Raw genomic sequence first — 14,473 nt, forward strand, 5'->3', positions numbered from 1 at the left:
GAAGTTCGGGCGTCAGCGGCCTCAGGCGTTGAACAGGAAATGCATCACGTCGCCGTCCTGCACGACATAGCCCTTGCCCTCGGCGCGCATCCTGCCCGCATCCCTGGCCCCCTGCTCGCCGCCGCAGGTGATGTAATCGTCAAAGGCAATGGTCTCGGCGCGGATGAAGCCACGCTCGAAATCGCCATGGATGACGCCCGCGGCCTTCGGTGCCGAGGTGCCCACCGGAATGGTCCAGGCCCGCGCCTCCTTCGGCCCCACGGTGAAATAGGTCTCGAGCCCCAGAAGCCCGTAGCCCGCCTTGATCAGACGGTCGAGCCCGGCTTCCTCGAGCCCCAGCTCCCCGAGGAAGACCTCGGCCTCCTCGGGGTCGAGCTGGCTGATCTCCTCCTCGATCTTGGCCGAGATCACGACGCTCGCCGCGCCCTGGGCCTCGGCCATCTCGGCCACGGCCTTCGAGAGCGCGTTGCCGGTCGCGGCCTCCTCCTCGGAGACGTTGCAGACGTAAAGCACGGGTTTCGATGTCAGAAGCTGCAGCATGCCCCAGGCCTTCGCATCATCCTCGGCGATCTCGAGACTGCGGGCGGGACGCCCCGCGTTCAGCGCCTCGAGCGCGAGCTTCAGCAGACGCTCCTGCTGGACCGCCTCCTTGTCGCCACCGCGCACCTTGCGCACCAGGCCCTGCAGGCGCTTCTCGATCGATTCCATGTCGGCGATCATCAGCTCGGTCTCGATCACCTCGGCATCGGCGACCGGATCGACCCGGCCCTCGACATGGGTGACATCGCCACCCTCGAAGCAACGCAGCACATGGGCGATGGCATCGCATTCGCGGATATTCGCCAGGAACTGGTTGCCCAGCCCCTCGCCCTTCGAGGCGCCCTTCACCAGCCCCGCGATATCGACGAAGGTCATTCGGGTCGGAATGATCTGCTTCGAGCCCGCAATTGCGGCAAGCCGGTCGAGGCGCGGGTCGGGGACGGCGACCTCGCCCACATTCGGCTCGATGGTGCAGAACGGGAAATTCGCCGCCTGCGCCGCAGCCGTGCGGGTCAGCGCATTGAAAAGCGTCGATTTGCCCACATTCGGCAGGCCGACGATGCCGGTCTTGAAGCCCATGATCGCGTCTCTCCTGGCTTTGGTCCGGCCGCATGTAGGGGGCCGGGCCCCCGCGCGTCAAGCGGCATGGACGCCGCGCGGGGATCTGCGGGGGGCACAATTCTTCGACGAAGAATTGCCGCTGGCCCTGCGGTCGGCCCCCGCTGGCAGCGCCCGGGTCCCGGCAACGACCAAACCGCCCATTGATTTTCGTCCTGTCCTGGCCCAAACCGCTTCGGAACCAGCCGGAGGACGCCCATGACCCGCATCGACGCCAAATTCGCCGCGCTTAAGGCGGAGAACCGCAAGGCCTTCGTGGCCTACGTGATGGCGGGCGACCCCGATTACGCCACATCGCTGGAAATCGTGAAGGGCCTGCCCTCTGCGGGCGTCGACATCATCGAGCTGGGCCTGCCCTTCACCGACCCGATGGCCGACGGCCCGACGATCCAGCTGGCCGGCCAGCGCGCGCTTGACGGGGGCCAGACCCTGCAGAAGACCCTAGAGCTTGCCCGTGCCTTCCGCGCCGGGGATGACAGCACGCCGATCGTGATGATGGGCTATTTCAACCCGATCCATTCGCGCGGGGTCGAGCGCTTTCTCGCCGAGGCGAAGGAGGCAGGCATCGACGGGCTGATCGTGGTCGACCTGCCGCCCGAGGAGGATAGCGAACTCTGCCTGCCCGCCCGGGCCGCGGGGCTTGACTTCATCCGGCTCGCCACGCCCACGACCGATGACAGGCGCCTGCCCAAGGTGCTGAAGAATACCGGTGGCTTCGTCTATTACGTCTCGATCACCGGCATCACCGGGGCGGCGGCGGCCGAGGCCACGGATGTCGGCCCCGAGATCGCCCGGATCAAGGCGCAGACCGATCTTCCGGTGATCGTGGGCTTCGGCATCCGCAGCCCCGAAAGCGCCCGCGCGATGGCGGCGGTCGCGGATGGTGCCGTTGTCGGGTCGGCCATCGTCAAGCTGGTCGAGGAAAAGAAACCGGTGTCCGAGATCCTGGCCTATGTGAAGACCCTTGCCGAAGGCGCGCACAGCGCCTGAGCCGGGCCCGTCCAGCCGAAGGCCCTGGTCGCCTTAGGGCGGCTCAGGCCTTCAGCCGGTACCCGGTTCTGAACCAGCGCCAGCACAGCGCCATGACCAGCGCCGTGGCCAATGTGCAGACCCCGAGCCCGAGCCAAGGCGAGCTGTCGGACCGGCCGATGATGCCGTAGCGCACCCCGTCGATCAGGTAGAAGACCGGGTTCACATGGGTCGCGATCTGCATTCCCAGCGGCAGCCGCTCGATCGAGTAGAAGGTCCCCGACAGGAAGCTCAGCGGGGTGATGATGAAATTCGTGATCGCCGCCATCTGGTCGAACTTGTTGGCGAGGATCGCCGCCATGATCCCCAGCGCCGAGAGGAAGGCCGAGCCCAGCAGCACGAAGACCAGCGCCCAGACCGGATGCGCGACCCCCATCCCAAGCACCGTCAGCATAAGGAACCCGACCGCGACGGCGACCAGCAGCCCGCGCGCCACGCCCCCCGCAGTATAGCCCGCCAGCAGCTCGACCGGCGACAGCGGCGGCATCAGCGTGTCGACGATATTGCCCTGCACCTTGGAAATCAGGATCGAGGAGGAGGTGTTGGCGAAGGCGTTCTGGATCACCGTCATCATCAGGATGCCGGGCGCCAGGAAATGCACGAAGGGCACCCCCATCACATCGCCCCGCGACGGCCCGATCGCCAGCGAGAAGACCCCCAGGAACAGTGCCGCCGTCGCCAGCGGCGCGGCCAGAGTCTGGCTCCAGACCGCCAGGAACCGCTGAATTTCCCGCGCGCTCAGCGTGTAAAGCCCCAGCCAGTTGATGTGTCCGAAGCGGCGCACCCCCATCCCGGTTGCGTTCATACGTCCTGTCTCCTTCATCCGCGTTCCGCTTGTATCCCCGAACCGGCCCGGATTAGAATAGGGCCTTGTCGGATTTCTCCAAGGCGGCAGGTCCCGGGGCGCGACCCCGGGCCGGAAAGCCGCCGCGAGCCAAGGGAATGTCATGTCCTGGACGGATGAACGTGTCGAAACGCTGAAACGCATGTGGGCCGAGGGCCAGTCGGCGAGCCAGATCGCCAAGGAACTGGGTGGTGTGACCCGCAACGCGGTCATCGGCAAGGTGCATCGGCTGGGGCTGTCGAACCGCGCGGGCGCCGCTCCGGCACGCCCGGCCCCCGCCGCCGCAGCCGCAACCGCACCGGCCGCCAAGGAAAAGCCCGCGCCGAAACCAGAGGCCGCCCCGGCCGCGGCGCCGGCGGCCCCGGCCAGCCCGAGCCCGGCCACGCCCGAAAGCCGGCCGGCCGCCGCGCAGGAACCGCAGGACGCGGCCCCGCCGCCGGCCGCGACCCGCAAGGCCATCGTGCCCGCAGGCCAGCCGCTGCCGCCGCAGCCCTCCGCCAACGAGATCAGCCCCGAAGCCCTGGCCTCGGTGCGCGAGGTCGAGAAGACCGCCAAGCGGCTGACGCTGATGGAACTGACCGAGCGCACCTGCAAATGGCCGATCGGCGACCCCGCAACCGACGATTTCTGGTTCTGCGGCCTGCCGGTTCAACAGGGCAAACCCTATTGCGAGGCCCATGTCGGCGTCGCCTTCCAGCCGATGAGCGCCCGGCGCGACCGCAAGCGCTGAGCGCCCGCCCCCCTAGACGCCCCCGGTCCCCCCGGGGGCGCCGCGGCCCGGGGCCCCTGTCAATCTCCGAACAGCTTTCTCAGCCCTTTCGCGGCCTCTTCCTCAAGCCGCCGCTTGGCTGCGCCCTCGAGGCTTTCGCCCTCATCGGCCTTCACCCCAAGTTCTTCGGCCGCCCGATCGCGCGCTTTCTGCTCCATCATCTCGCGCTCCTGCTTCAGCCGCTCCTCGGCCATGGCCCCGGCATCTAGCCTCACGCGCGGCGCCGCCCAGGGGCCGGTGATCCGAAGCGGCACGCTGATCCCGCCATTGCCCGAGCCCGGCAAAGCGGTCGGAACCAGCGTGTAGTCGAGATCGCGCGCCGCAAGATCGACGCGGCCACGCCCCCCGGCAGAGAGAAGGGGCGCCACGAGCCGGAGGTCCGAATTCGAAAGCACGCCCCGGTCGAGCGTGAAGCTTGCCGAAATCGAGTCGAAGATCGTCTTGGCCCCAGCCCCTATATAGGACGGGTCGAGATTGATCAGCATGCCCGCGAGATCGAGCCCGCGGAACTCGCCGCGGCCGAAGCCGAACGTGCCGCCGCCCGACAGCGAGCCCATCAGGGCCGCGACCGACCGGCCCGAGGCCTGCAGGGAAAGCTGCAGATCGGCCGAGGTCTGCAGCCGGTCGAAACCGGCCATGTCGCGCAGCAGCGCCTCGGCCGCCACGCCCGCGATGTCGAGATCGGCGCCCAGCGACAGCCCCTTGCGGCCATCCACGTCAAAACTGCCGGTCACATTGCCCGCATAGGCCTGCAATTCGTGCAGATCGCCTGAAAGCCGCGCATCTTCCAGCCGCGCATCGAGGCGCAGGCGCCCCAGTCGCACCTTGCCGAGGTCCAGCCCCTCGGCATCGAGGCCGATCTCGGCATCGAGCGTCCTCATCCAGTCAGTATCGATCGGGGCTGTCGACCAGCCCGCCGGAGGCGCATTCGAGGCCGAGCCGGCGCCCCCCTTCTTATCCGCACCGCCACCGCTGCCGTTCGCAACGAAGGGCGACAGATCAAGCGTTCCGGCCGAGAGCCTGGCCTCGAGATGGGGCCGTGCCCCGGGCACGAATTCGGCATCGCCCGAGATCGTGTTGCCATCCTGCCCGAAGCTCGCCCGCTCGAGCCGGATCGCACCGTCGGGCGTCAGCGCGGCATGCCCCTCCAGCACCAGTCGCTGACCGACGCCCGAGGGCAGCTGGGGCGGCGTGGCCCCGGCGGCCGCGAAGATCGCGCGCAGATCCGAGACATCGGCAAAGAGCTTGCCATCGGCCGAGAGCGGCGCCAGCCCCACCGGCCCGTCAAAGGCAAGGCTCGCCCGCCCCAGCGCCGCATCGAGTGTCACCCGCGCCTGCTCTCCGTCGATCAGCGCCGCAGCCCGGGCGATCCGGGCCGACAGGCTGACCTCCTGCCCGTTCAGCAGGGCCTTGAACTTGAGATCGGCCGGGCCGTCGCGGTCGGGCGCCGTCAGTTCGGCCGCGACATCCGAAAGCTCGGTCCGGGCACCGCTGGCATGGTCGAGATAGACAAGCGCACCATCGGCGATCTCTCCACGGTCGAGCGTGATCCCCGCAAGTGCCCCCTGCCCCTGTGTCTCGGCCCCAGGCTCCGCTGCCGCCCCGGGCGCGGCCGCGCTTTCGGGCCGGTCGAACTCCCAGTTGCCGCGCCCGTCGGCCCGGCGTTCCAGCAGGATATGCGGCGCGATCACCGCAACCTCGCGCACCGCAATCTGGCCGCGGAGCAGCCGGGCGAAGTCGATGCCCACCGCCAGCCCCTCGGCCGTCAGCATCGGACCCTGCTCGGACCAGTCGGCATTGGCAAGGCTCACCGCCCCGGTCTCGACGCCGATCTCGGGCCAGAGCGACGGCCGCACCCCGCCCGAGATGGTCAGCACGCGGCCGGTCGCCTTCTCGACCTGATCGGCCGCCAGCCGCGCCACCCTGTCGGTCGGCATCAGCAGCACCAGGGCGCCCCCAAGCCCGACCAGAACCACCACTCCCAGAAGTCCCCGGATCATCCAGCGCATCGGACCCTCGCTCGAATATGATTTCGTTTCGGCAAACCTAGGCCCCCCGCCCGCCCGCAACAAGGCGCCGTCAAAAGGCGCAGACACGAGGCGCAGGGACATCGGCAAGATCTTTCCAGACCGCGCGCGCTGGCGTATAGGCACGCAATCATGTCCGATCCCAGATCGCCGAACCCCCCCGACCTCCGCCCCGACCTGGCCCCCCGCGCCCGGATCGCCGACCCTGCCCGCCCGGGCCAGCCGACCATCGGCATGGTCAGCCTGGGCTGCCCCAAGGCACTGGTCGACAGCGAACGGATTCTCACACGGCTCCGGGCCGAGGGCTACGCGATCTCGCCCGATTACGCAGGCGCCGACGCGGTGATCGTGAATACTTGCGGCTTTCTCGACAGCGCCAAGGCCGAAAGCCTCGAGGCCATCGGCGAGGCCCTGAAGGAAAACGGCCGGGTGATCGTCACCGGCTGCCTCGGCGCCGAACCGGGCTATATCACCGGTGCCCATCCGACGGTGCTGGCGGTCACGGGCCCGCATCAATACGAACAGGTGCTGGACGCCGTCCATGGCGCGGTGCCGCCCGCGCCCGACCCGTTCATCGACCTTTTGCCCGCCTCGGGCGTCAGCCTGACGCCGCGCCATTACAGCTATCTGAAGATTTCCGAGGGCTGCAATCACCATTGCCGCTTCTGCATCATTCCCGACATGCGCGGCAGGCTTGCCTCGCGCCCGGCCCATGCGGTCCTGCGCGAGGCCGAGAAGCTGGCCGAGGCCGGGGTGAAGGAGCTTCTGGTCATCAGCCAGGACACCTCGGCCTACGGGGTGGATCTCAGGCACGCGACCCAGAAGGGCCACCGGGCCCATATCACCGACCTCGCCCGCGATCTGGGAACGCTCGGGATCTGGGTCCGGCTGCACTACGTCTATCCCTACCCGCACGTGCGCGAACTGATCCCGCTGATGGCCGAGGGGCTGATCCTGCCCTATCTCGACATCCCGTTCCAGCACGCCCATCCCGACACGCTGAAACGCATGGCCCGACCCGCGGCGGCCGCGAAGACGCTGGACGAGATCGCTGCCTGGCGGGCGGTCTGTCCCGATCTGGCGCTGCGCTCGACCTTCATCGTCGGCTATCCCGGCGAAACCGAGGCCGAGTTCCAGACCCTGCTCGACTGGCTCGACGAGGCGCAGCTCGACCGTGTCGGCTGCTTCCAATACGAGAATGTGGCGGGCGCGACCGCGAACGACCTGCCCGATCATGTGCCCGCCGAGGTCAAGCAGGACCGCTGGGACCGCTTCATGGCAAAGGCCCAGTCGATTTCCGAGGCCAAGCTGGCCGCGAAGGTCGGTCAGCGAATCGAGGTCATCGTCGACGAAACCGACGCCGAGGGCATCGCCAGCTGCCGCACCAAGGCCGACGCGCCCGAGATCGATGGCTGTCTTTTCATCGACGCGGGTGCCGAAGGCCTCGCCCCGGGCGATATCGTGACCGTCGAGGTCGACGAGGCGGGCGAGTACGATCTCTGGGGGCGGCTCGAAGGCTGAGCCGATGGTGGCGGCGGGGTCGGGCTAACCGGAGCAGATTATTTCAAATTGTCGAGTTGGTCCTGCAGAGCGCGTATTCTCTGCGAAAGCAGGGACCTCTTGTAGTTGACGTCGCGTGCAACGTAATCCGGCCGAAGGATAAACTGCACCTGCACGGGGGTATCGCTTTCGGACATGGCAGTACTTGCAAGTTCCTGAACCCGGATTGCCGTCGCCCCCGTTATGTCGTTCAACTCAAGCGTGGCAAAAGCGACCTCTCCCACTTCGTAAAATGACCCCTGGTTCCCCGGCGAGGAGGCCAGATCGCGAATTCCCGAATAAAACGGCTCTGTTGCACAAAGCCGCTGACGACGGAGCTCCCCCTTTCCCGGACACACTTATGCCACGGCCTCGGTCACGGGTATGCCGAGCGCGGTGAAGCCGTTCATGACGGCGACACGAACCTGAAGCTCGGCAACCTGCCGGTCAGGCTCCCGCGCCATCAGGCGTTGGCCCAACAGCTTCATGCAGTGGATCTTGGTTTCGGCCCGACTTCTGCGATGGTAGCCACTCCACTTCCGCCAGATATTCCGGCCCAGGCGTTTCGATGCGCGCGAAACGCCTCGTTGCGGGCAATCGCGCCTGCGCTGCCAGGCTTCGAGGGTTTGGCATTTTTTCGCGGAGGAATGACGGCGTGGGCGCCCCGGTCGGCAATGGTGTCGTGACACTTGCGCGTGTCGTAGGCACCATCTGCGGTGACGCTGCCGATCTCCTGATCGAGCGGGATCTGGTCGAGCAGTTCCGGCAGCATGGGGGCATCGCCAATATCGCTACTGGTGAACTCGACGACCAGGATTTCCAGTGTTTTCTCGTTGATCCCGAGGTGAACCTTGCGCCAGATGCGGCGTTTGGCGCCGCCATGCTTGCGCGCATTCCACTCCCCTTCGCCTTCGACCTTGATGCCGGTGCTGTCGATCAGCAGGTGCAGCGGTCCCTTCGATCCCCGATACGGAATGTTCACGTTCAGGGTCTTCTGGCGGCGTGACAGCGTGCTGAAATCCGGCACCGACCAGTCCAGCCCGCTCAACTGCAGAAGGCTCTCGACGAAGCCTGTCGTCTGCCGGGTCGACATTTTGGCTCGGACCAATGGCGCTCCAATGTCGACCATGCCAAACAGGACTTTCATCGTCTGGCAGGTCTGGATGGCCGCGTCACTGTAGGTGGGCTGCCGGCCGCGCTTGCCGGTCGGCCCGGCCTCCCACGTCATCTCGGGATCGAACCAGATCGTCAGCGAGCCCCGGCGCTTGAGCGCTTCGTTATAGGACCGCCAGTTCTTGATCTTGTAGGTCGGGGTGGATGGGCTGCTCATCCCCTCCAGCTATCACGCTGGATTCACGAGGTGAATCGCCCACGAGCTTTGTGCAACAGAGCCGAATAAAACACTGAGTTGATGTCGACATTCGCAAATCGAACCGTCAGTTTTTCCGAAACCTCGCCAAGCTGCGTCATGGCAAAGACGACCTCGTCAGTTCGCTCTCGTAGGCCGTCATCGACAATGCCCCGCACTCCGCTGGAAAGCCCTTCGAAATCATCCCTAAGCTTCTGGATATCGGCCTTCAAACCAAGTTCGGCGCGCCCGACACGCGTGTCAAAAGCAACCTTAAGCACCTCAAGCCCCGATGTCGTCTCAGCTTGGAGTAGGTCGATGCGCGCACCAAGCTTGGCTTCCGCTGCTGACGTCTGCGCTTGGGAAATGAGATATTGAGAGCCGGTCATTGCTACAAGAAGACCGGCAATCGCTACATAATCGCCGCCGGCAAGACTGAAGGCCGCCATATTTCGACTTCCCCCCGAATCAATGCAAAGCAGTGTTCAGAGGAATTCTAGCAGATAAAGCGACGTTCCGACGTAGATCAGTGCGATAAAAGTCAGCGTTCGCAATCCCAGCCTAGTCACGTACACATCTCCCGGATGAGGCCCCTGACGGAGCAGATACGACGTTCTGAGTATCGAAGGATATCTGATCCATATATAACATGAACTAAAACAACTGATTAACACATATTCGTTTTCCAGAGGAGGCCCGCATGATCCATGTCACCACCACATGCCCCGATACCGACACCGCCCGGGCCATCGCGCGCGCGGCGCTCGGGCAGCGGCTTGCGGCCTGTGCCAATATCCTGCCGGGCGTGATCAGCCTGTTCCACTGGCAGGGCCGGATCGAGGAAGAGGCCGAAGTGCAGCTGAGCTTCAAGACCCGTGCGGCCCAGGGGCCGGCACTCGTCGCGCTGATCGAGGAGCTGCATCCGTACGATCTGCCGGTGATCCACTGGGAAGAGCTCGCCACCACGCCCGGTGCCACGGCCTGGCTCGATACCGAGACAGGCTGAGACCCGATACGTCCTCAGGCCGGTTCCTGCAGCGCCTTCAGCGGCCCGCCGACCGCACACCATTCGGGCGGGCATCTGGCCCCGGCGGCCTGATGGCCCATCCAGCCCATGCAGGCCTCGGCCCGCCCGCAATGACAGCAGGCGGCGACGAGTTCGGAATATTCTCCCCGACCCAGCTGCCCGGAGCGGAGGGCGTCATTGAGGTTGACCCCGAGGGTGCGTGCCATGCCCTGGGTCAGCCAGAAATGCTTCGAGAGCCTGCCCTGATCTTCCATCGCGCTCAGGCGGACACGAGCCGCGCCCGCATCGCCTCCAGCAGATCCTTGTTGCGGCAATAGTCCGGCGTCGCGTCGGCCCCGGCGTCATGGGTCCCGAGCCAGCCCCTGCATTGCCCGGGATCGGTACAGCCCAGGCAGCGGGACACGCTGTCCTGCATGTCTTCGGGGGTCCAGCGGCCAGCCATGGTCTCTTCGTCGAGATCCACGCCCAGCACCTCTGCCATCTTCTCGAGCAGATGCGCGTGTTCGTCGTATTTGGTTTGGCCCGACATCGGATGTCTCCTGTCGTGTTCGAATTGAGCGCACTAGACTGCGGCACCGGCCTGCGCGCCTTGATGCGTGTCAAATCCGTCCGCCCGACTGAGAGTGCTTCACAAGCCCGCCCGGGGCGGCTAGCCTGCCAGGATGTTCAGTATCGAGCACGAATTCGACGCCACCGTCATCACCCTGGTCGATGAGGGGCCGGGGCCTCTTCAGGAGGATGTGACGATCACGGCCTTCGAGGATTGCGTCACGGTCGAACAGCTCGACCCGCGGACAGAGAGGGTGCAGAAGATCACGCTGTCACTGGCACAGCTGCATGAAATCGGCGCGGCACTCGATTTGCCCGAAGGGGTCTACCGGATCGCCTTCGACCGCGACTAGCGGCCCGCCCGATCCGCTCAGCTGCCCCAGATCCGCCGGACATAGGTCCGGGTCTCGTCATAAGGCGGGACGCCGCCATGGCGTTGCACCGCTTCGGGCCCGGCATTATAGGCGGCAAGCGCAAGACGCCAGGACCGGAAACGGTCGAATTGCCGCCGCAGATAGCGCGCGCCGCCCTCGAGATTCTGCCGCGGGTCGGTCGGGTCGACACCAAGCCTGCGTGCGGTCTCCGGCATCAGCTGCGCCAGGCCGATCGCCCCCTTGTGAGACACCGCGCGCGTATTCCAGCCCGACTCCTGCTGCACCAGCCGCAGGAACAGATCCTCCGGCACACCGTGCTTGCGCGCGGCCTCGCGGGCCACATCGACGAATTCGCCCCGGTAACGCCCGGAATAGAGCAGCATGCCCTGCGCAGGCGTGTGCACCCTGTCGGGCTGCAGCCGCACCGAATTCGAATATTGCTGGGCTGCGCGGCCGTCGAGCACCCGGGTCTGCGACCGGAACAGCGCGAGGCGGGATTTCGAGGATACCGATGCATCCGCCAGCACCGGTTCCGGATGCGCACCCGACACCGCCAGCGCGGCCAGCGCGATCGCTGCAAGCTGTCGCTTCACCGTCTTGTCCCTCCCCCGTGCCGGGTGGTCTTTTCGCCGCGGGAGTATAGGCAAGGCGGCGCAGTCTGGCCAGCCCGTCGCTTCCTCAAGGAACCGGACCGGGCCTGCCCCGGAAAACCACGTCCGCAAGGGGCGGAATTCGCCGTCGCCCCCCCGGACGGCGTGGTATAAACGGGGGCTCTATGGAACTGGAAGATTCGAAAGAGGGCACGCATGGCAGGTTCGGTGAACAAGGTCATTCTGATCGGCAATCTCGGACGGGACCCCGAGGTGCGCAGCTTTCCCTCGGGCGGCAAGGTCTGCAATCTGCGGATCGCCACATCCGAGACCTGGAAGGACCGCAACACCGGCGAGCGGCGGGAACGGACCGAATGGCACACGGTCGCGATCTATTCCGAGCCGCTGGTGCGGGTCGCCGAGCAATATCTGCGCAAGGGCTCGAAGATCTATGTCGAGGGCCAGCTCGAAACCCGCAAATGGCAGGACCAGTCGGGCCAGGACCGCTACAGCACCGAGGTCGCCCTGCGCCCTTACCGGAGCGAGCTGACCATGCTCGATGGCCGTGACGGCGGCGGCGGCGGCGGCCGGGGCGGCGATTATGGCGGCGGCAGCGGTGGCGGCGGTTACGACCAGGGCGGCGGCCGGGGCGGCGATTACGGCGGGCAGCAACCGTCCGCGGGCGATTTCGACGACGAAATTCCGTTCTGAACGGGTCCCGGATGCAGAGGGAAGGACGCGCCCGCGGATGAACCGGACCTGGCCGGTCGATCCCAGGATCCGGAGCCGGGCCCCTTCTCTCTGTCTCAGGCCTGAAAGGTCGTCGCCCGGACCGCAATAGCCCGGCGGGCGACGACACCCAAGATCTTCGCACTCATGCCAGATTGAGCCGACAGCGGCCCACCGACGGATCGACATCGCCTCCGTTCCGAGACAGCTCTGTCGCGTGACCCGGCTCGCCCCGATGTGGAACGCAGACGACGGCCGACGCGAGTCACACGAAAATTCGCCGAATTTTCGCGCCCTATGTGTTCAGTCCCAGCATCTGGTGGATCGGGTTGAGGATGAATCTGTCTGGCTCTGATGTCCAGATCTTGCAGATGTATTCGTAGGGGCTGAGCCCGTTGAGGGTCTTGAGCCGGCGCGCGAAATTGTATGCTGCTATGAAGTCCAAGAGGTGCGTTCGCAGCTGATCATGGCTGTCGTAGTGGAAGCGTTTGACGTTCAGCGGGGGGACGCGCCACTGGCGCCTCTCCTGATCCGCTTCACCCTCCTTGATCGTGCAGTTCATCCGTTCGACCTGGCCGTTTGTCGGGAAAACAGCCCCCGGACTGTTTTCTGATCCTCCAAACTCCAGGGATGGTTGGGTTTGGTCAGCCGGTACTCGATCCCGTTTGCCTCGCAGATCATGTCAAAGCGCATCGGCCGTGAATACGCGGTCTTCCGGTTGCGGGGCTGCTCGGCGAACCGAATGCCCCTCGCCATTGTCACTCGGACCGATGGCTCGATCGGTGAGGACGGTGTGGACCTGATAGGGCACCGCTTCGAGCATGTGTTTCAGGAACTCCCGGGCCGTCTTCCTGTCCGCCTTCTCGACGAGCTGGGTCACGGCAAACTTGCTCGTGCGGTCGATTCCGACGAACAGGAAGAGCTTTCCTTCAGCAGTCTGCACCTCGGCAATGTCGATGTGGATCGAGCCTGCGTGGTCGCCATCGGTTCGAGACCCGCTGGCGAGGGCCGATAGGGTCGCGCTTGAACTTCGACCGCTTCGGCTTGTCGTCCTCGACCTCTGGCAGGCGCGAGAGGCCATGGCGTTGCAAGCATCGATGCAGTGTTGAGCTTGTCAAGTGCGGGATGGAAGGCCGCAGTGCATGGTGGCAGTCATCAAGCGGCAGCAGCGTGTGGCGCCGAAACGCGACGATGGCCGCCTCCTCGGCCTCCGTCAGGACCGTCGAACGTGGTTCCTTTTGACCTGTCTTGAGATCATCGACCGTCTGGCGTTTGCGCCACTTCGCAACGGTCTTGGGGTTCGTCGGGAAAACGATTCACTGGATCGTTTTCCGATCCTCCTCACTCCCCAGCTCCCGGCTCAACGTCGCGAGCGAAGCTTGCGATCGCTGTATTGCTGCTCTGACCGCTTACGTGGTCGTGGCCCTTCCGTGACGAACCTGGCCCATAGGGCATCCTTCCATTCCTTCGAAAGGATCACACCATCAAACCGTGGGATCAAAAACCTAGGCCTGCGCGAGCCGTGCCTCGCGGGCGACGCGCAGGCGGGCGAAATCCTCGCCTGCGTGATAACTGGAACGAGTCAGCGGCGTGGCCGACACCATCAGGAAGCCCTTGCCATAGGCCGCCTTCTCATAGGCTGCGAATTCCTCGGGCGTCACGAAACGCGCCACCGCGTGATGCTTGGGCGTCGGCTGCAGATACTGCCCGATGGTCAGGAAATCGACATCGGCTGCGCGCAGATCGTCCATCACCTGAAGCACGGCCTGACGCTCCTCGCCAAGCCCGACCATGATCCCCGACTTGGTGAACATCGACGGGTCGATCTCCTTCACCCGCTGCAGCAGCCGGAGCGAATGGAAATAGCGCGCGCCCGGACGGACTTCCGGATAAAGCCCCGGCACCGTCTCGAGATTGTGGTTGAACACGTCCGGCCGCGCCGCGACCACGGTCTCGAGCGCGCCGGGCCCGCATTTCAGGAAATCGGGCGTCAGCACCTCGATGGTGGTTTCGGGCGCACGATGGCGCACCGCGCGGATGGTCTGGGCGAAATGCTCGGCCCCGCCATCCTCCAGATCGTCGCGATCGACCGAGGTGATGACGACATGCTTCAGCCCGAGTTTCTGGACCGCATCGGCGACCCGGCCCGGCTCGAAGATGTCAAGCGCATCGGGGCGTCCGGTTGCCACGTTGCAGAAGCTGCAGCCGCGGGTGCAGATCTCGCCCATGATCATCATTGTCGCATGGCCCTGCGACCAGCACTCGCCCACATTGGGGCATCCGGCCTCTTCGCAGACCGTCGCCAGCCCATGCTCGCGGATCACGCGGTGGGTGTCGCGATAGCCCTCGCCGCCGGGCGCGCGCACGCGGATCCAGGTCGGTTTCTTGGGCTGGGCCGTATCGGGACGGCGGGCCTTTTCGGGGTGGCGTTCGGCGGGGTTTTTGAGGTCGCGCAACGGAGGTCTCCCTGGCGGGACGGATCGCCCTTTC

General features: G+C 65.8%; 14 protein-coding genes and 2 pseudogenes. 6 read left to right on the top strand and 10 right to left on the bottom strand.

The genetic code is table 11. The annotated features are described in order from the left end of the window. Window positions 1–21 precede the first annotated feature (21 nt). Entirely contained in the window at window positions 22–1,119 is a 1,098-nt protein-coding gene (gene ychF, locus B5V46_RS11750; protein ID WP_080616779.1) for a redox-regulated ATPase YchF, read from the bottom strand. A gap of 237 nt (window positions 1,120–1,356) precedes the next feature. Between ychF and trpA the strand changes: the two genes are divergently transcribed. Further along, complete coding sequence (trpA, locus tag B5V46_RS11755; RefSeq protein ID WP_080616780.1) at window positions 1,357–2,148, top strand: tryptophan synthase subunit alpha; 792 nt, start codon at window positions 1,357–1,359, stop codon at window positions 2,146–2,148. A gap of 43 nt (window positions 2,149–2,191) precedes the next feature. Here trpA and B5V46_RS11760 read toward each other — a convergent pair whose 3' ends face one another. Beyond that, window positions 2,192–2,992: an ABC transporter permease gene (locus B5V46_RS11760; protein WP_231119101.1), complete on the bottom strand. Its 801-nt coding sequence runs from the start codon at window positions 2,990–2,992 to the stop codon at window positions 2,192–2,194. A gap of 142 nt (window positions 2,993–3,134) precedes the next feature. On the opposite strand from B5V46_RS11760, the gene B5V46_RS11765 reads away from it, so the two are divergent. Further along, complete coding sequence (locus B5V46_RS11765; RefSeq protein ID WP_080616781.1) at window positions 3,135–3,761, top strand: GcrA family cell cycle regulator; 627 nt, start codon at window positions 3,135–3,137, stop codon at window positions 3,759–3,761. Window positions 3,762–3,820: 59 nt separating this feature from the next. On the opposite strand, the gene B5V46_RS11770 is transcribed toward B5V46_RS11765, so the two are convergent. Then, window positions 3,821–5,809 (bottom strand): AsmA family protein, encoded by a 1,989-nt coding sequence (locus B5V46_RS11770; protein WP_196774238.1) that lies wholly within the window; start codon window positions 5,807–5,809, stop codon window positions 3,821–3,823. A 150-nt stretch (window positions 5,810–5,959) separates the two neighbouring features. Between B5V46_RS11770 and rimO the strand changes: the two genes are divergently transcribed. Then, a complete protein-coding gene (gene rimO / locus B5V46_RS11775) occupies window positions 5,960–7,348 on the top strand; it encodes a 30S ribosomal protein S12 methylthiotransferase RimO (RefSeq protein WP_080616783.1) in 1,389 nt (462 codons plus the stop codon). Between the two features lie 377 nt (window positions 7,349–7,725). Here rimO and B5V46_RS11780 read toward each other — a convergent pair. Continuing rightward, a pseudogene (locus tag B5V46_RS11780) lies at window positions 7,726–8,696 on the bottom strand (IS5 family transposase). Window positions 8,697–8,719: 23 nt separating this feature from the next. Next, entirely contained in the window at window positions 8,720–9,163 is a 444-nt protein-coding gene (locus tag B5V46_RS11785) for a hypothetical protein (protein WP_080616784.1), read from the bottom strand. Between the two features lie 251 nt (window positions 9,164–9,414). On the opposite strand from B5V46_RS11785, the gene cutA reads away from it, so the two are divergent. Then, entirely contained in the window at window positions 9,415–9,720 is a 306-nt protein-coding gene (cutA, locus tag B5V46_RS11790; RefSeq protein ID WP_080616785.1) for a divalent-cation tolerance protein CutA, read from the top strand. A gap of 14 nt (window positions 9,721–9,734) precedes the next feature. On the opposite strand, the gene B5V46_RS11795 is transcribed toward cutA, so the two are convergent. Together B5V46_RS11795 and B5V46_RS11800 are read right to left on the bottom strand one after the other, a co-directional pair. Beyond that, window positions 9,735–9,995 (bottom strand): DUF6455 family protein, encoded by a 261-nt coding sequence (locus tag B5V46_RS11795; protein WP_080616786.1) that lies wholly within the window; start codon window positions 9,993–9,995, stop codon window positions 9,735–9,737. 5 nt (window positions 9,996–10,000) lie between these two features. Next, window positions 10,001–10,270 (bottom strand): DUF6455 family protein, encoded by a 270-nt coding sequence (locus tag B5V46_RS11800; protein WP_080616787.1) that lies wholly within the window; start codon window positions 10,268–10,270, stop codon window positions 10,001–10,003. Between the two features lie 133 nt (window positions 10,271–10,403). On the opposite strand from B5V46_RS11800, the gene B5V46_RS11805 reads away from it, so the two are divergent. Continuing rightward, window positions 10,404–10,643: a hypothetical protein gene (locus B5V46_RS11805; protein ID WP_080616788.1), complete on the top strand. Its 240-nt coding sequence runs from the start codon at window positions 10,404–10,406 to the stop codon at window positions 10,641–10,643. A 17-nt stretch (window positions 10,644–10,660) separates the two neighbouring features. On the opposite strand, the gene B5V46_RS11810 is transcribed toward B5V46_RS11805, so the two are convergent. Then, on the bottom strand, window positions 10,661–11,257 hold the full coding sequence (locus B5V46_RS11810) for a lytic transglycosylase domain-containing protein (RefSeq protein ID WP_080616789.1): 597 nt from the start codon (window positions 11,255–11,257) through the stop codon (window positions 10,661–10,663). Between the two features lie 213 nt (window positions 11,258–11,470). On the opposite strand from B5V46_RS11810, the gene ssb reads away from it, so the two are divergent. Next, the gene (gene ssb / locus B5V46_RS11815; RefSeq protein ID WP_080616790.1) at window positions 11,471–11,965 is read left to right on the top strand and encodes a single-stranded DNA-binding protein; all 495 of its coding nucleotides are present in this window, start codon (window positions 11,471–11,473) and stop codon (window positions 11,963–11,965) included. Window positions 11,966–12,278: 313 nt separating this feature from the next. Here the strand turns inward: ssb and B5V46_RS11820 are convergent. Both B5V46_RS11820 and lipA read right to left on the bottom strand, forming a co-directional pair. Continuing rightward, window positions 12,279–13,377: pseudogene (locus tag B5V46_RS11820) on the bottom strand (IS3 family transposase). A 111-nt stretch (window positions 13,378–13,488) separates the two neighbouring features. Continuing rightward, window positions 13,489–14,439, bottom strand: a complete 951-nt coding sequence (gene lipA, locus B5V46_RS11825) for a lipoyl synthase (RefSeq protein ID WP_080616791.1) — start codon at window positions 14,437–14,439, stop codon at window positions 13,489–13,491. Window positions 14,440–14,473 lie beyond the last annotated feature (34 nt).

Source organism: Rhodovulum sp. MB263 (genome assembly GCF_002073975.1).
Taxonomy (GTDB): Bacteria; Pseudomonadota; Alphaproteobacteria; order Rhodobacterales; family Rhodobacteraceae; genus Rhodovulum.

What these genes read in the sequence shown, in the direction of transcription:
- ychF (WP_080616779.1), bottom strand. Translation starts at nt 1,119, where the DNA reads ATGGGCTTCAAGACCGGCATCGTCGGCCTGCCGAATGTGGGCAAATCG.
- trpA (WP_080616780.1), top strand. Translation starts at nt 1,357, where the DNA reads ATGACCCGCATCGACGCCAAATTCGCCGCGCTTAAGGCGGAGAACCGC.
- B5V46_RS11760 (WP_231119101.1), bottom strand. Translation starts at nt 2,992, where the DNA reads ATGAACGCAACCGGGATGGGGGTGCGCCGCTTCGGACACATCAACTGG.
- B5V46_RS11765 (WP_080616781.1), top strand. Translation starts at nt 3,135, where the DNA reads ATGTCCTGGACGGATGAACGTGTCGAAACGCTGAAACGCATGTGGGCC.
- B5V46_RS11770 (WP_196774238.1), bottom strand. Translation starts at nt 5,809, where the DNA reads ATGCGCTGGATGATCCGGGGACTTCTGGGAGTGGTGGTTCTGGTCGGG.
- rimO (WP_080616783.1), top strand. Translation starts at nt 5,960, where the DNA reads ATGTCCGATCCCAGATCGCCGAACCCCCCCGACCTCCGCCCCGACCTG.
- B5V46_RS11785 (WP_080616784.1), bottom strand. Translation starts at nt 9,163, where the DNA reads ATGGCGGCCTTCAGTCTTGCCGGCGGCGATTATGTAGCGATTGCCGGT.
- cutA (WP_080616785.1), top strand. Translation starts at nt 9,415, where the DNA reads ATGATCCATGTCACCACCACATGCCCCGATACCGACACCGCCCGGGCC.
- B5V46_RS11795 (WP_080616786.1), bottom strand. Translation starts at nt 9,995, where the DNA reads ATGGAAGATCAGGGCAGGCTCTCGAAGCATTTCTGGCTGACCCAGGGC.
- B5V46_RS11800 (WP_080616787.1), bottom strand. Translation starts at nt 10,270, where the DNA reads ATGTCGGGCCAAACCAAATACGACGAACACGCGCATCTGCTCGAGAAG.
- B5V46_RS11805 (WP_080616788.1), top strand. Translation starts at nt 10,404, where the DNA reads ATGTTCAGTATCGAGCACGAATTCGACGCCACCGTCATCACCCTGGTC.
- ssb (WP_080616790.1), top strand. Translation starts at nt 11,471, where the DNA reads ATGGCAGGTTCGGTGAACAAGGTCATTCTGATCGGCAATCTCGGACGG.